General features: G+C 71.0%; 20 protein-coding genes. 7 read left to right on the top strand and 13 right to left on the bottom strand.

The annotated features are described in order from the left end of the window. Positions 1 to 147 precede the first annotated feature (147 nt). On the top strand, positions 148 to 516 hold the full coding sequence (locus AB0I51_RS27295; RefSeq protein ID WP_362979444.1) for a tetratricopeptide repeat protein: 369 nt from the start codon (positions 148 to 150) through the stop codon (positions 514 to 516). Between the two features lie 145 nt (positions 517 to 661). Here AB0I51_RS27295 and AB0I51_RS27290 read toward each other — a convergent pair whose 3' ends face one another. Further along, positions 662 to 1,048 (bottom strand): NTP pyrophosphohydrolase, encoded by a 387-nt coding sequence (locus AB0I51_RS27290; RefSeq protein ID WP_362979442.1) that lies wholly within the window; start codon positions 1,046 to 1,048, stop codon positions 662 to 664. 68 nt (positions 1,049 to 1,116) lie between these two features. On the opposite strand from AB0I51_RS27290, the gene AB0I51_RS27285 reads away from it, so the two are divergent. Both AB0I51_RS27285 and AB0I51_RS27280 read left to right on the top strand, forming a co-directional pair. Further along, positions 1,117 to 2,136 carry a hypothetical protein gene (locus AB0I51_RS27285; protein WP_362979440.1) on the top strand — a complete coding sequence of 340 codons (1,020 nt, stop codon included), beginning with the start codon at positions 1,117 to 1,119 and terminating at the stop codon, positions 2,134 to 2,136. Positions 2,137 to 2,146: 10 nt separating this feature from the next. Further along, the gene (locus AB0I51_RS27280; RefSeq protein WP_362979612.1) at positions 2,147 to 2,527 is read left to right on the top strand and encodes a hypothetical protein; all 381 of its coding nucleotides are present in this window, start codon (positions 2,147 to 2,149) and stop codon (positions 2,525 to 2,527) included. 51 nt (positions 2,528 to 2,578) lie between these two features. Here the strand turns inward: AB0I51_RS27280 and AB0I51_RS27275 are convergent, their stop codons facing one another. The 6 genes from AB0I51_RS27275 to AB0I51_RS27250 form a co-directional block, all read right to left on the bottom strand. Then, entirely contained in the window at positions 2,579 to 4,708 is a 2,130-nt protein-coding gene (locus AB0I51_RS27275; RefSeq protein WP_362979438.1) for a 3-hydroxyacyl-CoA dehydrogenase NAD-binding domain-containing protein, read from the bottom strand. Beyond that, complete coding sequence (locus AB0I51_RS27270) at positions 4,705 to 5,922, bottom strand: acetyl-CoA C-acyltransferase (RefSeq protein WP_019073940.1); 1,218 nt, start codon at positions 5,920 to 5,922, stop codon at positions 4,705 to 4,707. Before AB0I51_RS27270 ends, AB0I51_RS27275 begins: the two co-directional genes overlap by 4 nt. A 142-nt stretch (positions 5,923 to 6,064) precedes the next feature. Continuing rightward, positions 6,065 to 7,087 (bottom strand): LacI family DNA-binding transcriptional regulator, encoded by a 1,023-nt coding sequence (locus tag AB0I51_RS27265; protein ID WP_362979436.1) that lies wholly within the window; start codon positions 7,085 to 7,087, stop codon positions 6,065 to 6,067. Positions 7,088 to 7,269: 182 nt separating this feature from the next. Next, the gene (locus tag AB0I51_RS27260) at positions 7,270 to 8,547 is read right to left on the bottom strand and encodes a ribonuclease D (RefSeq protein ID WP_362979434.1); all 1,278 of its coding nucleotides are present in this window, start codon (positions 8,545 to 8,547) and stop codon (positions 7,270 to 7,272) included. Between the two features lie 144 nt (positions 8,548 to 8,691). Beyond that, the gene (locus AB0I51_RS27255; protein ID WP_019073943.1) at positions 8,692 to 9,354 is read right to left on the bottom strand and encodes a response regulator transcription factor; all 663 of its coding nucleotides are present in this window, start codon (positions 9,352 to 9,354) and stop codon (positions 8,692 to 8,694) included. Between the two features lie 237 nt (positions 9,355 to 9,591). After that, positions 9,592 to 10,260, bottom strand: a complete 669-nt coding sequence (locus tag AB0I51_RS27250) for a DUF3000 domain-containing protein (protein ID WP_362979432.1) — start codon at positions 10,258 to 10,260, stop codon at positions 9,592 to 9,594. Between the two features lie 104 nt (positions 10,261 to 10,364). Between AB0I51_RS27250 and hemE the strand changes: the two genes are divergently transcribed. Beyond that, entirely contained in the window at positions 10,365 to 11,432 is a 1,068-nt protein-coding gene (gene hemE / locus AB0I51_RS27245) for a uroporphyrinogen decarboxylase (protein ID WP_362979430.1), read from the top strand. A 168-nt stretch (positions 11,433 to 11,600) separates the two neighbouring features. Here the strand turns inward: hemE and AB0I51_RS27240 are convergent, their stop codons facing one another. Beyond that, a complete protein-coding gene (locus AB0I51_RS27240; protein ID WP_362979428.1) occupies positions 11,601 to 12,425 on the bottom strand; it encodes a rhomboid family intramembrane serine protease in 825 nt (274 codons plus the stop codon). Positions 12,426 to 12,550: 125 nt separating this feature from the next. Here AB0I51_RS27240 and AB0I51_RS27235 point away from each other — a divergent pair, with 125 nt between their 5' ends. Then, positions 12,551 to 12,874 carry a hypothetical protein gene (locus AB0I51_RS27235; RefSeq protein ID WP_362979426.1) on the top strand — a complete coding sequence of 108 codons (324 nt, stop codon included), beginning with the start codon at positions 12,551 to 12,553 and terminating at the stop codon, positions 12,872 to 12,874. 30 nt (positions 12,875 to 12,904) lie between these two features. Here AB0I51_RS27235 and AB0I51_RS27230 read toward each other — a convergent pair whose 3' ends face one another. Together AB0I51_RS27230 and AB0I51_RS27225 are read right to left on the bottom strand one after the other, a co-directional pair. Beyond that, positions 12,905 to 14,305, bottom strand: a complete 1,401-nt coding sequence (locus AB0I51_RS27230) for an FAD-dependent oxidoreductase (protein WP_362979424.1) — start codon at positions 14,303 to 14,305, stop codon at positions 12,905 to 12,907. Between the two features lie 27 nt (positions 14,306 to 14,332). Continuing rightward, a complete protein-coding gene (locus AB0I51_RS27225) occupies positions 14,333 to 15,286 on the bottom strand; it encodes a DUF4349 domain-containing protein (RefSeq protein ID WP_362979422.1) in 954 nt (317 codons plus the stop codon). Positions 15,287 to 15,447: 161 nt separating this feature from the next. Here AB0I51_RS27225 and hemG point away from each other — a divergent pair, with 161 nt between their 5' ends. Together hemG and hemQ are read left to right on the top strand one after the other, a co-directional pair. Further along, a complete protein-coding gene (gene hemG, locus AB0I51_RS27220; RefSeq protein ID WP_362979420.1) occupies positions 15,448 to 16,878 on the top strand; it encodes a protoporphyrinogen oxidase in 1,431 nt (476 codons plus the stop codon). A gap of 4 nt (positions 16,879 to 16,882) precedes the next feature. Then, complete coding sequence (gene hemQ / locus AB0I51_RS27215) at positions 16,883 to 17,614, top strand: hydrogen peroxide-dependent heme synthase (RefSeq protein WP_362979418.1); 732 nt, start codon at positions 16,883 to 16,885, stop codon at positions 17,612 to 17,614. 77 nt (positions 17,615 to 17,691) lie between these two features. Here hemQ and AB0I51_RS27210 read toward each other — a convergent pair whose 3' ends face one another. From AB0I51_RS27210 to AB0I51_RS27200, 3 genes are all read right to left on the bottom strand, one after another. Beyond that, positions 17,692 to 19,272, bottom strand: coding sequence for an alpha/beta hydrolase (locus AB0I51_RS27210; protein ID WP_362979416.1), 1,581 nt, complete (start codon positions 19,270 to 19,272; stop codon positions 17,692 to 17,694). A gap of 134 nt (positions 19,273 to 19,406) precedes the next feature. Next, positions 19,407 to 20,201, bottom strand: a complete 795-nt coding sequence (locus tag AB0I51_RS27205) for a TIGR04222 domain-containing membrane protein (RefSeq protein ID WP_362979414.1) — start codon at positions 20,199 to 20,201, stop codon at positions 19,407 to 19,409. Between the two features lie 135 nt (positions 20,202 to 20,336). Continuing rightward, positions 20,337 to 21,122: a DUF4142 domain-containing protein gene (locus AB0I51_RS27200; RefSeq protein WP_362979412.1), complete on the bottom strand. Its 786-nt coding sequence runs from the start codon at positions 21,120 to 21,122 to the stop codon at positions 20,337 to 20,339. Positions 21,123 to 21,201: the final 79 nt, after the last annotated feature.

Raw genomic sequence — 21,201 nt, 5'->3', positions numbered from 1 at the left:
CGGCACGAGGAGGCCTGCGAGGAGACCGCCGAACTGCTCGGCCGGTTCCGGGCCGCGCTCGGGGAGGGCCACCCCAACACGCTTGCCTGCGCGGTCGATCACAGCATCAACCTGCTGTCGACCGGCCGGCCCGTCGAGGCTCGCGAGGTGTGCGAGCCGGCCCGTTCGGCGCTGCAGACCACCATGGGACCGGAGCACCCGTTCGGCATGACCTGCCAGATGAACCTGGCGAACACCGAGGCCGCCCTCGCTGAGGTCGTGAAAGCCGAGCGCAACTACCGCCAGGCGTATGAGGAGTTGTGCGAGCGGCTCGGTCCGGACCGTCCAACGACCCTTGTCTGCAAGGGCAACCTTTCGATCGTGCTTCGCGAGGTCGGCCGTACCACCGAGGCCGAACACCTGGCCCAGGAGAGCCTCGCCGCGCTGAATGCCAAGCTAGGCGGGGAGCACTCCAAGGTGGTCCGGCTGCGCGGTGGTCAGCGGGTGGGGCTGGAGCTCGACCCGCACCCGATCTGACGGCGGGGGGTCACGCCTTCGGGGTCGTGGCGGTGCTGGTCCTCGCCTTCTCCCGGAGCCGGCCGAGCACTTCGGGCAGTACCGGCACGGCCGCGAAGTGCGCCGCGGACGGCTGCATGATCACGGTGGCGTGCCCGATCCGGACTCACCGCGGAGCGCCCGGACCATGGACCGTACGCGGACCCGTGACCTCCGCCCCCAACTCCGATACCCTGCGCCGCAGTTCACGGTCCGCCGTGACCACCAGACAGGGTTGGCCGGCGGCCTCGGCGACCAGTTCGACCATGCGGTCGTCGCCGCTGCCGGGGGCCGAGTCCACTCGTACGCCCGGGACGGACTCGACTCCACGGGCCGCGCCCTCCACCACGAGGACGATCTCCACGGGGTCCGTGCGGCCCGGCAGACCGTCGCTCGCGAGGCGGTCGCGGAGGCGCTCCGCCGCGCCCTTGCGGTCGCGCCACCAGCCGTCGGGTACCGAACCGACGACGTTCGCACCGTCGACGATCACGAGCAGGGGAGTGTCCTCGTCCATGGGGCAAGGGTCGCACGCGAGGCAGGGGCGCCCCACGCGGAAGCACCCGCCCCGATTACAGTGAACCGGTGAACGGCGACTGGCTCCTACGCGGCCGCGACGGCCGGCTCAGTGTGTATCTGCCCTCGGGCGACGCCGTCCTGTGCCGGGCGGAACGCGGCCCCGACGGCCTCTGGGGCGCCCCGCGCACGGTGGGCGGCGACCAGAAGCTGCACCCCGGGCTGCTCGGTATCGGGCAGGGTGCGGACGGCTACGCCCACCTGGTGTCCTGGCGGCCCACGGTGCCCGGCGAATCCGGTCTGGTCCACTCCACGCACTTCCGCCCCAGGCTCGCGGCCCTCGACTGGAGTCCGATCGGCCACCCCGACAAGAAGGGCGACCGCACCGGCGTACCGGCGATCGCGGTCGACGCGGAGGGCCGGGCCCATGTCTTCGTGCGCAACGCGGGGGGCGGGGTGAGCATGCTGGCCCAGAAGGAGAAGGGCGGCTGGGAACCCTGGCGCGACCTCAAGGGGAGCGACGTCCACGAGGACCTGGCCGCGGTGACGGGGGAGTCCGGCACGGTCGAGCTGTACGCGGCGGTGTCCGGCGCGATCCTGCACTGGCGCCAGGCGGAGCCGGGCGCGCAACCGGTGCTGGAGGAGGCGATGGAGGCCCGCGTACGCCCCGGCACGCTCCGCGCCCTGGCCACCTCCCCGGAGAACACGACCCTCTTCCACACGGACGACTCCGGCGACCTCTGCGCCTGGCGCCCCGGCACCAAGCCGATCACCCTTCTCCCCTCCGCGGGCCCGGGTCCGGTCTCCGCCGTCCGCTGCGAACTCGACGGCTACGACTGCACGTTGCTCGCCCAGCGCTCGGCCAGCGGCCGGGTCGCCTTCGCCGCGTACCCCACGGAGCAGGAGTCCGCGGGCGCCTGGTGGACCGAGTCGGGCCCCCAACTCCCGGCCGACGCCGAGGTTTCGCTCACCCTGGACGAGAACGACCGGGTCGCCGCCGCGACGGTGTCCCCGTCCACCGGTCAACTCCTGGTCACCCGGCGGAAGGACGAGCCGGGCCTGGCCCTGGAGGCCTGGCGGGAGGTGTGAGTGCGCCATGATGGCCACCGTGGACACCGAATCACTCATCGCCGCCTGGCGGCGTATCCTCGACGGCTCCGAAAAGCCGTGGGTCCTGTTCGAGCACGGCACCTGCGTGTTGCTCGAGGAGCCCGACGGCGATCCCGCCGAACAGGCCACCGGGATCCTGCGCGAGTTCGGCCCCGTACAGGTGGCGACGTCGGCGGGCGACTTCCGCGTACTCCAACTCAAGAACGACAAGGGCTGGTTGGTGACGAGCCATCACCGGGACGTCGTCACCTTCGTCGCGGCGGACGAGCCCGACGATCCCTCGCATCTGGCCGTCGGCATCCACGGCCGGTCGAAGCGTGACCAGGACGGCTCCGAACTGCGCGTCGTCCACGTAGAGGACGTCCCCTGACATGCCGGTGCCCGGTACATCGGCCGATGTACCGGGCACCGTACGAACGGACTAGGCCGGAACGCTCGCCACACCCGGCGCCAGGAACGGCTTGCCGTTCACCCGCGCCGAGACGCCCTCGCGGTCCAGGTACGGCGTGATGCCGCCCAGGTGGAAGGGCCAGCCGGCGCCCGTGATCAGGCACAGGTCGATGTCCTGGGCCTCGGCGACGACACCCTCGTCGAGCATCAGACCGATCTCCTGGGCCACCGCGTCCAGGACGCGGTCGCGGACCTGCTCCTCGGTCAGTACGGAGTCGCCCTGCTTGAGCAACGCGGCGACCTCGGGGTCGAGTTCGGGCTTCCCGCTGTCGTAGACGTAGAAGCCGCGCTTGCCCGCCTTGACGACGGCCGCGAGGTTCGGGGAGACCGTGAAGCGGTCCGGGAAGGCCCGGTTGAGGGTCTCCGAGACATGCAGACCGATGGCCGGACCGACCAACTCCAGGAGCACCAGCGGGGACATGGGCAGACCGAGCGGCTCGACCGCCTTCTCCGCGACCGCGACCGGGGTGCCCTCGTCGATGACGTTCTGGATCTCGCCCATGAAGCGGGTGAGGATGCGGTTGACGACGAACGCCGGGGCGTCCTTCACCAGCACCGCGGTCTTCTTCAGCTTCTTGGCCACCGCGAACGCGGTCGCGAGCGAGGCGTCGTCCGTCTGCTCACCGCGCACGATCTCCAAGAGGGGAAGGATCGCAACGGGGTTGAAGAAGTGGAAGCCGACGACCCGCTCGGGGTTCTTCAGCTTCGACGCCATCTCGCTGACGGACAGCGAGGAGGTGTTGGTGGCGAGGATCGCGTGCGCCGGGGCGACCGCCTCGACCTCCGCGAACACCTGCTGCTTGACGCCGATCTCCTCGAAGACGGCCTCGATGATGAAGTCGGCGTCGGAGAAGCCCTCGGCCTTGTCCAGCACACCGGTGACCAGGGCCTTGAGGCGGTTGGCCTTGTCCTGGTTGATGCGGGACTTCGACAGCAACTTGTCGATCTCGGCGTGGACGTAACCCACACCCTTGTCGACGCGCTCCTGGTCGATGTCCGTGAGGACGACCGGTACTTCGAGGCGGCGCAGGAAGAGCAGTGCGAGCTGCGAGGCCATCAGGCCCGCGCCCACCACGCCGACCTTCGTCACCGGACGCGCGAGGGACTTGTCGGGCGCGCCCGCCGGACGCTTGCCGCGCTTCTGCACCAGGTTGAACGCGTAGATGCCGGCGCGGAGTTCGCCACCCATGATCAGGTCGGCGAGCGCGAGGTCTTCGGCGTCGTAGCCCTGCTGGAGGTCGCCGTTCTTCGCGGCCTCGATGATGTCGAGCGCGCGGTAGGCGGCCGGGGCCGCGCCGTGCACCTTGGAGTCCGCGACGAAACGGCCCTTGGCGACGGCCTGGTCCCAGGCCTCGCCGCGGTCGATCGCCGGACGCTCGACCTTGATGTCGCCCTTGAGGACGTTCGCCGTCCAGATCAGCGACTGCTCCAGGAAGTCGGCGCCCTCGAAGAGCGCGTCCGCGATGCCGAGGTCGAAGACCTGCTGGCCCTTGAGCTGCTTGTTCTGGTTGAGGCTGTTCTCGATGATCACCGAGACGGCCTTCTCGGCGCCGATCAGGTTCGGCAGCAGCGTGCAGCCGCCCCAGCCGGGGACCAGACCGAGGAAGACCTCGGGGAGGGAGAAGGCCGCGATGTGCTTCGAGACCGTGCGGTACTCGCAGTGCAGACCGACCTCGACACCGCCACCCATGGCCGCGCCGTTGTAGTACGTGAAGGTCGGTACCGCGATGTCCGCGAGGCGCTTGAAGACCTCGTGGCCGCCCTTGCCGATGGCGAGCGCGTCGTCGTGGTTCTTGAGGAGCTCGACGCCCTTGAGGTCCGCGCCGACGGCGAAGACGAACGGCTTGCCGGTGATGCCGACACCGACGATCTCGCCGGCCGCCGCCTCCTTCTCGACCTGGTCCACGGCGGTGTTCAGGTTCGCCAGCGAGGCCGGGCCGAAGGTGGTCGGCTTGGTGTGGTCGAAGCCGTTGTCCAGTGTGATGAGCGCGAACCGCCCGGCGCTGTACGGCAGTTCGAGGTGGCGGACGTGCGCGGACGTCACGACCTCGTCCGGGAACAGCTCGGCCGCACCCTTCAGAAGCTCGGTGGTGGTGCTCACTTGTCCCCCTCGAAGTGCGGGTTCTCCCAGATGACCGTGGCGCCCATGCCGAAGCCGACACACATCGTCGTCAGGCCGTAGCGGACGTTCGGCTGCTCCTCGAACTGGCGGGCCAGCTGCGTCATCAGGCGGACGCCCGAGGATGCCAGCGGGTGGCCGAAGGCGATCGCGCCGCCGTACTGGTTGACGCGCTCGTCGTCGTCCGCGATGCCGTAGTGGTCGAGGAAGGCCAGCACCTGTACGGCGAAGGCCTCGTTGACCTCGAACAGGCCGATGTCACCGATGCCGAGGCCCGCCTTGGCGAGCGCCTTCTCGGTCGCCGGGATCGGGCCGTAGCCCATGACCTCCGGCTCGACGCCCGCGAAGGCGTACGACACGAGCCGCATCTTGACCGGCAGGTTGTTCTCGCGGGCGAAGTCCTCGCTCGCGATGATCGAGGCGGTGGCACCGTCGTTCAGACCGGCCGCGTTGCCCGCGGTGACCCGGCCGTGCACCCGGAACGGCGTCTTCAGCCCGGCCAGGTTCTCCAGGGTCGTCCCCGGACGCATCGGCTCGTCGGCGGTGACCAGACCCCAACCGGTCTCGCCCACCTGCTCGTTGGTGTTGCGCACCGAGATCGGCACCAGGTCCTGCTGGATCTTGCCGTTGGCGTACGCCTTGGCGGCCTTCTCCTGCGAGCGCACCGCGTACTCGTCGGCGCGCAGCTTGGTGATGTGCGGGTAGCGGTCGTGCAGGTTCTCCGCCGTCATGCCCATGAACAGCGCGGAGTCGTCGACCAGCTTCTCGCTCACGAACCGCGGGTTCGGGTCCACGCCCTCGCCCATCGGGTGGCGGCCCATGTGCTCGACACCACCGGCGATGACGGCGTCGTAGGCACCGAAGGCGATGGAGCCCGCGGTGGTCGTGACGGCGGTCAGCGCGCCTGCGCACATGCGGTCGATGGAGTAGCCCGGGACGGACTGCGGCAGCCCGGCAAGGATGCCGGCCGTACGGCCGAGCGTGAGCCCCTGGTCGCCGATCTGCGTGGTCGCGGCGATCGCGACCTCGTCGATCTTCGCGGGGTCCAGACCGGGGTTGCGGCGCAGCAGCTCCCGGATCGCCTTCACGACGAGGTCGTCGGCCCGGGTCTCGTGGTAGATGCCCTTCGGGCCCGCCTTGCCGAACGGGGTACGGACGCCGTCTACGAAGACGACGTCCCTGACGGTACGAGGCACGATTGGCTCTCCTCCAGGGTGCGGGATCTGCACTGCTGCGATGCGCTGAGCGCGCGCTCAGGAACCATGCTACTTGTGAGTAACCAAGCTGCCCAGTCCCGGGGCTCCAAGCGGCGAACGTCACACCCCGGAACCCTCGCGATCACGTTCCGGGCGGTGCCGTCGACCCCCGAGGGGTCAGCACGGGAGTGGGCACGGGATGCGAACCGGAACCCTCCCCGGTGATCACCCCGAACAGCGTCCGTGCCGCGTCCGCGCCGAATCCGTGCACATCATGGCTCATCGCGGAGAGCGTCGGACGCGTGATCCGGCACAACTCGGAGTCGTCCCAGGCCAGCACCGACACATCGGCCGGCACGGCGAGCCCCAGTTCGGCGGCCACCGCGAGCCCCGCCACCGCCATGATGTCGTTGTCGTACACGATGGCCGTCGGCCGGTCCGGCGCCGCCCTCGTCAGCAGCGACCGCGTGGCCCGCGCCCCCGCCTCCCCCGAGCAGTCGGTGGCCAGCTGCCGGGCCCCGGCCGGCCCCAGCGCCCGCGCCGCCGTGCCGAAGGCGGCGGTCCGCAGCGCGGTGAGCGCCGCCACCCCACCCACCCGCGCGATCCGCCGATGCCCGAGCCCGGCCAGATACCGCACCGCCTCGGTCACGGCGCCGGCATCGTCGGTCCACACCGAGGTGAGCCCTCCGGTCAGCGACGGATGCCCCACGGCCACCACCGGCAGCCCCAGGCGCCGCACCACCGGGACCCGTGGATCGTCCGCCCGGAAATCCACGAGAATCGCCCCGCCGACCTGCCGGGCCCGCCACCACGACTCCTGCAGCCCGACCTCCTCGTCCGTGTCCCGCACGAGCCGCAACAGCAGCGTGCAGGAGTGCTCGACCAGCACGCTCTCCACCCCGGACACGAACTCCATGTAGAACGGTTCGAGCCCGAGCAGCCGCGCCGGCCGACACACGGCCAGTCCTACGACGTCCACACGCGCCCCGGCCAGCGACCGCGCGGTGAGATTGGGCGTCCAGCCCAACTCCCGCGCGGCCTCGAGGATCCGCTCCCGCGTCGCGTCCGACAGTCCGGGCTTGTGGTTGAAGGCAAGCGACACCGCACCCTTGGACACACCGGCGCGGGCGGCAACATCCTTGATGGTGACGCGAGTTGTGCTCATCGAGGGGAGTCTCGCAGCACCTTCCGCCGCTTGTGACCCGTTCGCCGAGTTCAAAGATCTTGGCGCGATTTAGACGCTTCGGCTTCGGGCTTTCAGGGGCGCGGGGCTGTATCGATTTGCGGCTCCGCCGCGTGGGCGCGACCAGCCACAGACGACCCGTACCCGCCACACGACAGCAGCCGCTAGGGTGCTTTCGCGGACAGAGCCCCCACCAGAACAGGCGCCACCTGCTCCACCTGCCAGGGCCGAGCCCCGTACCCTGCAAGCGCAGCGCCCACGGACTCCACATCCACGCTCTTCGGCGGCTCCCAGCAAACCCGCCGAACCGTGTCCGGGGTGATCAAGTTCTCCTGAGGCATGTTGAGCCCCTCGGCAACCGCAGACACCGCGGCCCGAGCCGCGGACAACCGAGCCGCGGCCTCGGGATCCTTGTCGGCCCAGGCGCGGGGCGGCGGCGGCCCGGTGACCGGCTGCCCGGGCTGCGGCAAGGCCGAGTCGGGCAGGGCCTTGGCCCGGTCGACGGCCGCCTGCCACTGCTCCAGCTGCCGCCGCCCCATCCGATGCCCGAACCCGTTCAACGCGGCCAGCGCCTGCACATCGGCGGGAAGCGAGAGCGCGGCCTCCACGATCGCCCCGTCGGACAGCACCTTCCCCGGAGACACGTCCCGCCGCTGCGCGATCCGGTCCCGGGTCTGCCACAGCTCGCGGACGACACCGAGCTGCCGGCGCCGCCGTACCTTGTGCATCCCGGACGTACGCCGCCACGGATCCTTGCGGGGCTCGGCGGGCGGGGCCGCAGCGATCGCGTCGAACTCCTGGCGGGCCCACTCCAGCTTGCCCTGCCGGTCCAGCTCCTTCTCCAGGGCGTCCCGCAGGTCGACGAGGAGTTCCACGTCCAGGGCCGCGTACCGCAGCCAGGGTTCGGGCAGTGGGCGGGTGGACCAGTCGACGGCGGAGTGCCCCTTCTCCAGGACGAAACCGAGGACGTTCTCGACCATCGCACCCAGGCCGACCCGCGGGAATCCGGCGAGCCGACCCGCCAGCTCGGTGTCGAAGAGCCGCGTCGGCACCATGCCTATCTCCCGCAGACACGGCAGGTCCTGGGTCGCGGCGTGCAGCACCCACTCGACGCCGGAGACCGCCTCGCCGAGGCCGGAGAGGTCGGGGCATGCGACGGGATCGATCAGTGCGGTGCCCGCGCCCTCGCGGCGCAGCTGCACCAGATAGGCGCGTTGTCCGTAGCGGTAGCCGGACGCGCGCTCGGCGTCGACGGCGAGGGGGCCCGTGCCGGCGGCGAGGGCCGCGATCGCCTCGGCGAGGGCGTCCTCGTCGGCGATCACGGGTGGAATGCCCTCCCGGGGCTCAAGCAAGGGGATCGGCGCCGTTTCGACGTCGTCCGGAGGGGCGCCTCCGGTGGTTCGCAGTGAACTGTCTGCTGCGGTTTCTTGGGCGTCGGTCACGTGTCAAGGGTATCCGTGTATGGACAACGCCCGTCGACGGAACGTTCCGTCGACGGGCGTCTGGGGGTCGTAAACCAGTCAGGTAAGTGAAAGATCCGGTTCACGGCTCGGCGGGGGAGTGGAGGACGTGGTTCCGGGACAGGATCAGTGGATGATTCCGGTGCGCAGGGCCACCGCGACCATGCCGGCGCGGTCACCCGTGCCGAGCTTGCGGGCGATGCGGGCGAGGTGGCTCTTGACGGTCAGTGCGGACAGGCCCATGGAGACACCGATCGCCTTGTTCGACTGGCCCTCCGCGACCAGACGGAGCACCTCGACCTCACGGCCGGACAGTTCGCGGTAGCCGCCCGGGTGGCTCGGGGCACCCGGGGGGCGGCGGTGCATACGGGCGGCGGCGGAGCCGATGGGAGCGGCGCCGGGTCGGGTGGGGAGCCCGACGTTCGTACGGGTGCCGGTGACGACGTAGCCCTTGACGCCGCCCGCGAGGGCGTTGCGCACGGCACCGATGTCGTCGGCGGCGGACAGGGCCAGGCCGTTGGGCCAGCCTGCGGCTCTGGTCTCGGAGAGCAGGGTGAGTCCGGAGCCGTCGGGAAGGTGGACGTCTGCCACACAGATGTCGCGGGGGTTGCCGATGCGGGGACGAGCCTCCGCGACGGACGAGGCCTCGATGACGTCGCGCACACCGAGCGCCCACAGGTGGCGGGTGACGGTGGAGCGGACGCGCGGGTCGGCCACGACCACCATGGCGGTCGGCTTGTTCGGGCGGTAGGCGACCAGGCTTGCGGGCTGCTCGAGGAGAACGGACACCAGGCCTCCTGGGGTGTGGGACGACTTTCAAGGTCACAGTCGTCTTCGGCAGCAAACCCGCGGGCCTTTAGAGAAAGATCACGATTTAGTGAGTAGCAATCAGTGCAATTCGGACACGCTGTCGATCGTTCGGTGAACGAAAGGGTTCGTTCGAGGGGTCACTCGTGATTGAAAGTGGCCGTATCGACAAAGACACCACAAGTGACGGGTAAGACCTCGGTGCGCCTCGGGTAAGGCTCAGCGTGACTGCGGACCCCGGCGCTGCGGCAGCGTGACGATGGACGCGTCGCCCGGACCTGCCGGCGGCAGGCCCGCGACCTGGGCCAGCAGATCGCACCAGGAGGCCAGATGTGCAGCCGTGTCCGGGACGCCGCCGAGCCCCTCACGCGGTGTCCACGAGGCGCGGATCTCGATCTGGGATGCCGACGGACGCTCCGACAGCCCGCCGAAGTAGTGGGAGCTGGCCCGGGTGACGGTGCCGCTCGGCTCGCCGTAGGTCAGTCCGCGCGAATGGAGCGCGCCGGTCAGCCATGACCAGCACACGTCGGGCAGCAGCGGGTCCGCCGCCATCTCCGGCTCCAGCTCCGCGCGCACCAGCGTCACCAGCCGGAACGTGCCGTGCCAGGCGTCGTGCCCGGCCGGGTCGTGCAGCAGCACCAGGCGGCCGTCGGCCAGGTCCTGGTCGCCGTCGACGACCGCTGCCTCCAGCGCGTACGCGTAGGGGGCGAGGCGCTGTGGCGCCGGTGTCGGGTCGATCTCGATCTGCGGTCGCAGCCGACTGTTCCGCAGGGCCTGGACCGCGGCCTGGAAAGCCGGCGGTGCCGTACCGCCCCCATTCCGGTCCCCCTCCTTGGAGTCGTCCATTCCGTCAGCGCCGTCCGACAGTCGTCCCTGAGCCGCAGCCATGCGGGAAGATTAAGGGGAACGGAGGCATCGTGCGGGCCTAGACACCCGCTCTTCGGTTCAGCACACCGTGCAATCGCCTTCCGGCGCCGTGCGAGACTTGCCCCGTGAGTGTCAACCAGAGCCCCACGGGCCAGCAGCCGACCGCCACTTACGACTCCGCCTTCATGAAGGCGTGCAGGCGCGAGCCGGTACCGCACACACCCGTGTGGTTCATGCGGCAGGCCGGGCGCTCGCTGCCGGAGTACCACAAGGTCCGCGAGGGCATCCCCATGCTGGAGTCCTGCACGCGTCCCGAGCTGGTTGCCGAGATCACGCTCCAGCCGGTGCGCAGGCACGGCGTGGACGCGGCGGTCTACTTCAGCGACATCGTCGTCCCGCTCAAGGCCATCGGCATCGACCTCGACATCAAGCCCGGTGTCGGCCCGGTCGTCGAGAAGCCGATCCGCACCCGCGCCGACCTGGCCCGGCTCCGCGACCTCACCCCCGAGGACGTCTCCTACGTCACCGAGGCCGTCGGCCTGCTGACCGCCGAGCTCGGCTCCACGCCCCTCATCGGCTTCGCCGGCGCCCCGTTCACCCTCGCGAGCTACCTCATCGAGGGCGGCCCGTCCCGCACGTACGAGAACGCCAAGGCGATCATGTACGGCGACCCCGAGCTCTGGGCCGACATTCTCGACCGCCTCGCCGACATCACGACCGCGTTCCTCAAGGTCCAGATCGAGGCGGGCGCCAGCGCCGTCCAGCTCTTCGACTCCTGGGCCGGCGCCCTCGCCCCCGCCGACTACCGCCGCTCGGTCCTCCCCGCCTCCGCGAAGGTCCTCAAGGCGGTCGAGGGCTACGGCGTTCCCCGCATCCACTTCGGTGTCGGCACCGGCGAGCTGCTGCAGCTCATGGGCGAGGCCGGCGCGGACGTCGTCGGCGTCGACTACCGCGTCGCGCTGGACGAGGCCGCCCGCCGCGTCGGCCCCGGCAAGGCGCTCCAGGGCAACCTCGACCCGGCCGTCCTGTTCGCCCCCACGAAGGCCGTCGAGGCGAAGACCCGCGAGGTCCTCGAAGACGCGAAGGACCTCGAGGGCCACATCTTCAACCTCGGGCACGGCGTGATGCCGTCCACCGACCCGGACGCGCTCACCCGGCTCGCCGAGTTCGTCCACACCGAGACGGCCCGCTAGGGCCTGTCGGCGGATCGGGTCGGAGGAAGCCGGCGGCGCCTCATGAGCACGGGCGAGCGGGGTCTGGTGCGTGCAGCTGCAAGGCGCCCGCGCCTTTGGGGCAGTGGGGGAGGGCGTGCCTGACCCCTCCTCTGCGGCATGATCCGCCGGACCCGCCCCGGGGAGCGTTCACCACGTGTGCCGGGGCCGCGCCCGCCTGCCGAACAACAGGCCGCGCGGTTCCGGCGGCGGGGGAGTGCCCGTCTTGAGAGGCCAGGCCAGCAGCATCCCCGCGACGAAGCCGACGACATGTGCCGCGTACGCCACGGTGCCGGCCTCCGAGACGCCCTCGCCGGCCGAGTAGAACGCCTGGAGCACGAACCAGAAGCCCAGCACCAGCCAGGCCGGCAGGCGCAGCGGCAGGAAGAACAGGAACGGCACCAGGACCCACACCCTGGCTCTCGTGTACAGCACCAGATAGGCGCCCAGGACACCGGCGATCGCCCCGGAGGCGCCGATCAGCGGGTCGCCCGAGTCGGCGTTGAGGAGCGCGAATCCGTAGCCCGCCGCGTAACCGCACACCACATAGAAGAGCGTGAAGCGGATGTGGCCCATGCGGTCCTCGACGTTGTTGCCGAAGATCATCAGGAACAGCATGTTGCCCAGCAGGTGGATCCAGCTGCCGTGCAGGAACATCGCGGTGAGGACGCTCAGGGGCGCCGACTTGTCGTAGCTCGGCGGCGCTACCGCGCAGCCGGCGCCGCCCGGGCCGTTCTGGACGGCACCGGTCGGGACCAGCTGCGGCATCTGATGGTGGATCAACTCCCTTGGCACGGCCGCGTAGTGGTCCAGGAACGCCTGGAGATGGCACAGCTGCGAGAGGTCGCTGCCGCCCGCCACGGAACCCGCCATTCCGGGCGTGCCCAGGAAGACGAGCACGTTCGCGGCGATGAGCGCGTATGTCACCCAGGGGGTGCGGCGCACCGGGTTCACGTCATGGACGGGGATCACCACAAGGGATTAGTGCCCCCGATACGCGCGGCGAACCGGTGAACACCGCCGTCCGCCGGTGCGTATGACTCCTCAACCGCCCGCGGTGCGGGGAAGGCGTGTCGCGGGGACGACGTGAGGAACAGGCGATGAACGACCGGATTTCCCCCCAGATGCATGCCACGCCCGACGGCGAGGCCGAGATCTCCCTGGTGGTGCGCCTCCCGTGGGAGGACGTCGCCAAGCTCGGTCAGGAAGCGGGACGCCTCGCCGCGCAGATGCGGCGGCCGGTGACCCTGGACGAGGCGGTGAGCAACCGGCTGCGCTCCACGGCCCTGGGCGCCCACGCGAAGCCCGCGGCCGCGCAGCCCGCCGCGATGATGCCGCCGAGCGCGTCGGTGTCCTCGCTGCCCGCCAGGCCGCCGGCCGAGCAGGCACGGCAGGCCATAGACCGCATCAACGGGACGGCCTAGGAACGTTCGACACGGAACACGTAGGAACGTTCAACGAGAGCCGGCCCGGACCTTGGCGGTCGCCTTTCGGGCCGCCACCAGGACCGGATCCCACACGGGGGAGAACGGCGGCGCGTAACCCAGGTCCAGGGCCGTCATCTGTTCCACCGTCATACGGGCCGTGAGGGCGACCGCCGCGATGTCCACACGCTTCGCGGCGCCCTCCCGGCCGACGATCTGCACGCCCAGGAGACGGCCGGTACGGCGTTCGGCGAGCATCTTCACCGTCATGAGGGACGCCGCCGGGTAGTAGCCCGCGCGGCTGGTCGACTCGATGGTGACCGCCTCGAACTGCAGGCCCGCGCGGTGGGCGTCCTTCTCCCGCAGTCCGGTACGCGCGATCTCCAGGTCGCACACCTTGCTCACGGCCGTACCGACCACCCCCGGGAAGGTCGCGTAACCGCCGCCCGCATTGGTGCCGATGACCTGCCCGTGCTTGTTGGCATGCGTCCCCAGGGCGATGTGCCGCTCCTGCCCGGAGACCAGGTCGAGCACCTCGACGCAGTCGCCCCCGGCCCAGATGTTCTCGTGCCCGCGCACCCGCATCGCCATGTCGGTCAGCAGCCCGCCGTGCTGCCCCAGCGGCAGCCCGGCCGCCTTCGCGAGGCTCGTCTCCGGCCGCACCCCGATCCCCAGCACCACCACGTCCGCCGGATACTCCGCGTCCTCGGTGACGACCGCCCGCACCCGCCCGTCGTCCCCGGTGCGCAGCTCGGTGACATGGGCGTCGTTGACCATGGTGATGCCCAGGCCCTCCATCGCCTTGTGCACCAGACGCCCCATGTCCGGGTCGAGCGTCGACATCGGCTCCTTGCCCCTGTTGACGACGGTGACGTCATACCCCCGGTTGACGAACGCCTCCGCCATCTCCACCCCGATGTACCCGGCTCCGACCACCACCGCCCGACGCCCACGCGTGCGTGCCAGTGAGTCGAGCAGCGCCTGCCCGTCGTCGAGCGTCTGCACCCCGTGCACTCCGGGGGCGTCGATCCCGGGCATTTCCGGACGGATCGGCCGCGCCCCGGTCCCGATCACGAGCTTGTCGTACGACGTCCAGGACTCGGCCCCGGAATCGACGTCACGCGCGCGTACCCGCCCGCCCGCGACGTCCAGCTCCACGACCTCGGTGCGCATCCGCAGGTCGATGTCCCGCGCCCGGTGTTCCTCCGGGGTACGGGCGATCAGCTCCTCCGGAGCGGAGACGTCACCGCCCACCCAGTACGGGATGCCGCACGCCGAGTACGAGGTGAAGTGGCCCCGCTCGAAGGCCACGATCTCCAGCTTGTCCGGCCCCCTGAGGCGGCGAGCCTGCGACGCCGCGGACATGCCCGCGGCGTCGCATCCGACGACGACCAGTCGTTCCCGGGTACTCCTCGCACGGCTCATGTCCATGCGAACACGCTACGGGGACCGATCATTTCAGTCCTGTCCGCCCTGCTCCTCCTCGCGCACCGGCGCCGCCGCCGGCAGCGGGCCCACCGCGGTGGCCGCGGGCACGGCCGCCGCCCGGCGCGGCCGTACGAGACGCAGCCACAGGACGACCAGCAGCGCCGCCACCGCCGCGAACGGCAGCACCGCGCCGAGTGCCAGGGCGATCCAGCGCAGCATCGTGACGAAGACGTGCCAGCCGCCCGCCACGGCGTCCACGAAGCCGGGGGAGTCGTCCTCGGCGGCGGCCTTCGCCACCGGGGTCTGCGACAGGGACAGGGTGATCGTGGCCAGGCTGGTGCGGTCCTTCAGGGAGGCCTGTTGGGCGAGCAGCGCCTCCAGGTCGGACTCGCGGGTGCTCAGCTCGCCCTCCAGCTCCACCACGTCGCTCAACTTGGTGGCCCGGTCCATCAGTTCACGCACGCGTGCCACGCTGGCCCGCTGCGAGGTGATGCGGCTCTCCACGTCCACGACCTGGTCGGTGACGTCCTGAGCCTTCGCGGTCCGGTCGAGCAGCTTGCCCGCGCCCTCCAGGTCGGCGAGGACCTCGTCGTACTTGTCGGTGGGCACCCGCAGGACCACCCGGGTGCGCTCGTGGCCCTGTCCGTCGCGGGTGGTCGTCTCGTCGCCGACGAACCCGCCCGCGTTCTCCGTCGTGGTGCGGGCCTCGTCGAGTGCCTTCGGTACGTCCTTGACCCGCACGGACAGGGAGGCCGTACGGATGATGCTGCTCGCGGTGAGCTTCGGCACGGACTTGGTGTTCCGGGCGTTGCCGCTGCCCGAGGCGCCCTCCTGCCGGGCGGTGCCGGGAACCGCGGCCTTGGCGCCCGCGTCGCTCGCGCTGGTCCTGTCCGAACTGCTGCTGCACCCGGTCAGCGCGAGGGCAGAGGCCAGCAGGAGCCCGGCCAGGGCCTGCACGGGCCGGACGGAGTGTCGTGTGCGCATGGGTCGGTACCCCCGAGGTTCGTCGTGACGACTGACGCACCTTCGACGCCGGGACCGGCCCGGACGTTGGCCGGAAACGGTTCCGATGAGGTCACGGTCGGGACTCGTGCCAGGCACCGGCCCGGAGCCGGACTGTCAGCGGGGTCTGAGAGGCTGGAGGCATGCGCGAACTGGAGACTCGTACGGGTACAGGCCATGTCGTCGTCATCGGCGCCGGGATCGGTGGGCTGGCCGCCGCACACCGGCTGCTGGACGCAGGCGTGCGCGTGACGGTCGTCGAGGCGTCGGACCGGGTCGGCGGCAAGCTGCTCCCCGGCGAGATCGCGGGCGCCCGCGTGGACCTCGGCGCCGAATCGATGCTGGCCCGCCGCCCCGAGGCCGTCGCACTGGCCCGCGAGGTCGGTCTCACCGACCGGCTGCAGCCGCCCGCCACCGCCACCGCCTCGATCTGGACCCGGGGCGCCCTGCGCCCCATGCCCAAGGGCCACGTCATGGGCGTCCCCGGCACCGCCTCCGCCCTCTCCGGGGTCCTCTCGGACGAGGGCCTGCACCGCATCGAGCGCGACGCCGACCTGCCGCGCACGGAGGTCGGCGACGACGTGGCGGTGGGTGAGTACGTGGCGGCACGCCTGGGCCGCGAGGTCGTGGACCGTCTCGTCGAACCCCTCCTGGGCGGGGTCTACGCGGGCGACGCGTACCGCATCTCGATGCGCTCCGCCGTCCCCCAGCTCTTCCAGGCCGCGAAGACCCACGACTCCCTCACCGAGGCCGTCCGGGGCATCCAGGAGCGCGCCGCCGCCGCACAGCAGACCGGCCCGGTCTTCATGGGCATCGAGGGCGGAGTGGGCCAACTCCCGCTCGCCGTCGCGGAGTCGGTCCGCGCGCGGGGCGCCGAGGTCCTCACCGGGACACCGGTGACCGAGCTGCGCAGGAGCGGGACGGCGGGCTGGCGGGTCGTCGCCGGAGACCGCGTCCTCGACGCCGACGGGGTGATCGTAGCCGTACCCGCACCGGTCGCCGCCCGGCTGCTGCGGGCCGAAGTGCCCGGCGCCGCCGCCGAGTTGAGCGCCGTCGAGTACGCCTCGATGGCCCTGGTCACCCTCGCCTACCGCCGCGCGGACGTCGAACTCCCCGAAGGCAGCGGCTTCTTGGTGCCCCCCGTCGACGGGCGCACGATCAAGGCGTCCACCTTCGCCTCCCAGAAGTGGGGCTGGATCGCCGACGAGAACCCGGACGTACTGGTCCTGCGCACCTCGGTCGGCCGGTACGCCGAGACGGCGATCCTGGAGCGCGAGGACGCCGACCTGGTCGACGTCTCGCGCCACGACCTGGGCGCGGCCACCGGCCTCGACGCCACGCCCCTCGACACCCGCGTCACCCGCTGGACCGACGGCCTGCCCCAGTACCCGGTCGGCCACCACGCGCGCGTGGCCCGCGTCCGCGAACACGTCGCCAAGCTGCCAGGACTCGCCGTGTGCGGCGCGGCCTACGACGGCGTCGGCATCCCGGCCACCATCGCGAGCGCCTACGCGGCCGTCGAGCGGCTGACCGGTGACCCGGTGCCGAGCGCGTCCGGCGGAGCGGGAGAATAGCCCCATGAGCGACGACGCCCCCACCACCGAGCCCGGCCGCATCCCGAACAAGGGCAAGCTGGCCAAGGACCTCAACGAGGTCATCCGCTACACGCTGTGGTCCGTCTTCAAGCTGAAGGACGTACTGCCCGAGGACCGCGCCGGATACGCCGACGAGGTTCAGGAGCTGTTCGACCAGCTCGCCGCGAAGGACGTGACGGTCCGCGGCACGTACGACGTATCGGGCCTGCGTGCCGACGCCGACCTCATGATCTGGTGGCACGCCGAGACCGCCGACCAGCTGCAGGAGGCGTACAACCTCTTCCGCCGCACGAAGCTCGGCCGCGCCCTGGACCCGGTCTGGTCGAACATGGCGCTGCACCGCCCCGCCGAGTTCAACCGCTCGCACGTCCCGGCCTTCCTGGCCGACGAGACCCCGCGCAACTACGTCAGCGTGTACCCGTTCGTGCGCTCCTACGACTGGTACCTGCTGCCCGACGATGACCGCCGCCGCATGCTCGCCGACCACGGCAAGATGGCCCGCGGCTACCCGGACGTCCGCGCCAACACGGTCGCCTCCTTCTCCCTCGGCGACTACGAATGGCTCCTGGCCTTCGAGGCCGACGAGCTCTACCGCATCGTCGACCTCATGCGTCACCTGCGCGCGTCGGAGGCCCGCATGCACGTCCGCGAAGAGGTCCCGTTCTACACGGGCCGCCGCAAGGACATCGGCGACCTGGTAGCAGGCCTGGCGTAGTTGCCTTCATGGGCGCGGGGCTGTGTCGACATGCGGCTCCGCCGCGTGGGCGCGACCAGCCCCCACCGGCCCGCAGACTAAACACTGCCAGGTCGCGCAGCCTTCGGCTCGGCATGCGGCGCACACGCAGCATGCCGTTCAGGCAACCGCCCTTCCAACAAGTACGCCTCCAGATACCCGTTGACGCACTTGTTGGACCCACCCGCAATTCCATGCGTCCCCGCATCCCGCTCGGTCACCAACACCGAGTCGGACAACCGCCGCTGCAACTCAAGCGCACCGTCATAGGGCGTGGCCGCATCCCGCTCGGCGGCCATGATCAGCACCGGCGGAAGTTCACCCGGGCCCGTGCGCACATCGAGGGGCTGCTGACGCGGCTCGGGCCAGTACGCGCACGGCAGGTTCATCCACACGTTGTCCCAGGTCTCGAACGGCGCCACCCGCGCGAGCCGCGTGTTGTCCCGGTCCCAGACGCTCCACTCCGTCGGCCAGGGCGCGTCGTTGCACTCGACGGCCGTGTACACCGCGTTGCCGTTCTCCGCCTCGACGGCCGCCCCGGGCGTCGGCCCCGCCTGCTGCACCAGCAGCTTGGGCCTGCCCTTCAGGTAGGCCGACAGCGCCGCCGCGGTGTGCGGCCAGTAGTCGTCGTAGTACCCGGCCGACAGGATCGCGCCCTGCAACTGCGCCGGCCCCACCTTGCCGCCCGCCGGCTTCTCGGCGAGCCGCGCTGAGGCCTTCTCGTAGCTGCGCAGCACCTTCGCGGCCGTGTTCCCGAGCCCGTACACGTCGTCGTGCCTGGCGATCCACTCCCGGAAGTCCGCCCAGCGGCCCTCGAACGCGGCCGACTGGTCGAGGTTGTTGCGGTACCAGACCTGCTCGGGGTCGGGGTTCACCGCCGAGTCGAACACCATCCGCCGTACGTGCGATGGGAACAGCGTCGCGTACAGGGCCCCGAAGTAGGTCCCGTAGGACGCGCCCATGAACGTCAGCCTGTCCTCGCCGAGGGCGGCGCGCAGGACGTCCAGGTCGCGGGCGTTGTTGAGGGAGTTGTAGAACCGCAGCTTGCTGCCGGAGCGCTTGGCGCAGCCGCGTGCGTAGGCCTTGGCCTCGGCGGTGCGTTCCTTCTTGTACGACTCGGAGGGGAACGCCGGCGACTGCGAGGGCGCCTTGAAGAAGTGCTTGGGGTCCTCGCAGGACAGCGGTGCCGACTTGTCGACCCCGCGCGGTGCGTAGCCGACGAGGTCGTAGGCCGACGCGATGCGCTTCCACTCGGGGAGCATGCCGATCAGCGGGAAGTAGAGGCCGGAGGCGCCGGGGCCGCCCGGGTTGTAGACCAGGGAGCCCTGGCGGGGGACTCTGCGCTTGCTGTTGTGCGGGTCCTTGTGGGTGGCGACGGCCCGGCTGACGGTCAGTCTGATCTGCTTGCCGTCGGGGTGTGCGTAGTCGAGCGGGACGGAGACCGTGCCGCACTCCATGGTGCCGGGCATGTCCTGCGCGTCCGGGCACTTCCCGAAGTCGATGCCCTTCGCGCGGGCGTGCGCGGCGGCGAGCGCGGTGCCGGCCGACTCGACGGCATCCGGGGCACCGGAGGCCGGGGCGGCGGCGAGGCTGGTCAGGAGCAAGGACCCGGCGGCCGAGTACAGGGCGGCGGCTCGCATGGTGGCGTATCCCTTCGGAGCACGGCTGCAACAAAAGGGATGTTTCGTTCGCTTGTTGGCGAAGGCAAGCACCGTCGGGCCGGTGTCGGCCCCAATGACCCCTGTGCGCCCCTTGGCGCGCTCTCACGCCGAGGTCAGCGCCGCCACTCGTCGAACTGCTCGCGGTACTGCTCCCGGTGCGCGAAGGCCGCCCGCAGATCCGGTTCGCCGACCGCGCGGATGCCGCGAACGGCGACGGAGGTGAGATACGTACGGTCGTCGGCGCCGCCGCCCGCGTGCCGGGCCAGCGTGCCGAGCAGCTGCTGACCCGCCGGGGAGGCCCAGTGCGAGTACGGGTGCACCTCGACCCGGGCGATGGCCAGACAGCTCAGCGTCAGGGCGAGCGGCAGCGCGAACCAGAGCGCGACCAGCCCGCGCGGCATCTCGGCCCCCGGCGTCAGCAGCGCGGTCGCGCCCAGCACCAGCACGACGAGCGCGGCGGCCCGCACCTGCCGGACCCCGGCGGCGACCGTCGTACGGGTCCCGTCCGGTACGGCGAGACCCGCGTCGACGAGCCGGTCCGCCACGTCGCGCACCGCGTCCGTGGCCGCAGCGGTGGCCCGCACCGGGGCGATCCGGGACTGCCCCTCGGGCCCGATGGCGCCTATCACCGACCGCTCGATGGGGTCCCGTCCGCGCGGGTCCACGACGGTCGCCCAGCCGGTGTGGGCGAGCAGCAGCCGGTGCTGGCGCGCCATGGAGACCAGCGTCAGATCGGCGACCCGCGCGGGACCGCCGGAGAGGAACGCCGCCTCGTAGAGCGTCAGATCGTGTCCCTTGCCCGCGTCGTCCGCGCCGACGGCCGCCGCTCTGACGGCGGCCAGGCACAGCCGAGTGCACGCCGTGCCGGCGACGGCCCAGGCCAGGAGCAGGAGAAGGACCCAGAACATGCCAAGTTTCTATGCCAAAGGCCCAGGAGGACGCCATGCCTTGTTCACAATCCGGACGGAGCGTTGTCTGCCTGTGACGTTCCGCTTGTCCGAAAACAGACCACGGCCGAAACAGTTCTACGGCTACGGCTACGGCTACGGCTGCGTCGACGGCGGCGGGCTGGAGGCGGGCGGCGGCAGCGAGTACGTCGGCGAGACCGACGGGGTCAGCGGGACGACCTGGCCGGGGTCGGTGAAGGGCGCGGACGCGGCGGGGGAGTTGGTGATCGCGGGTGTGCTGCTCGCGGCCATGTCCCGGGCCAGCGCCGCGAAGTCGACGTATCCGGTGGCCTCCAGGACCTTGATGTGGTCCAGGACGGTCGTGTTGGCGTCGTCGGCGAGGGCGCGGACCAGGGAGTTCTGGGTGGTGGCACGGACCTGGGCGACCACCGTGAAGACCTTGCCGTGCGCGAGACGCAGGATGTTGGCGAACTTGCGGTCGAAGTCCACGCCCGACGCCGCGTTGAGGGTGGCGAGCCACTGCTGTTGCTGCGCGCTGGGCTGATTCGGCAGCGGCAGACCGAGCCGGGCGGCGACATCGCGCACCCGCTCGTCCAGGAACGTGTGGCCGTCGATCAGATGCTGTCCCGCCGTCCGTACGGCAGCGGTGGTGCCCTTCTCCTCGGCCTGCTGCCCGGCCGGCAGCTCCCACAGCCCGGCCAGCCGCACCCGCGTGACGAAGTCCTTGTCCAGCGCGGACAGCGGCCCGTACTGCGTCGCCACGGTCTGGTCGCTGAGCACATTGGCAGCCGTCGTCCCTGACCGGTCGGCGTAGGACCAGACCGGGAAGATCAGCGCCGCCAGGGTCGCGGTCAGGCCCACGACGATGACGCCGGTACCACTGAATATGCCTCGGCCCTTTACGGGGGGTCGCGGTCGCATGGGGTGCCTCCTGTGACGGCACCGCACGTGAGTGCGCTTCTCGTGCGGAACCGCAATATTACTGTGGAGTCACTCTCAC

Source organism: Streptomyces sp. NPDC050549 (assembly GCF_040655035.1).
In the GTDB taxonomy this organism is placed as follows: Bacteria; Actinomycetota; Actinomycetes; order Streptomycetales; family Streptomycetaceae; genus Streptomyces.
Note: the sequence above shows the minus strand (reverse complement) of the source record. Positions and strands in the feature narration are given on the sequence as shown.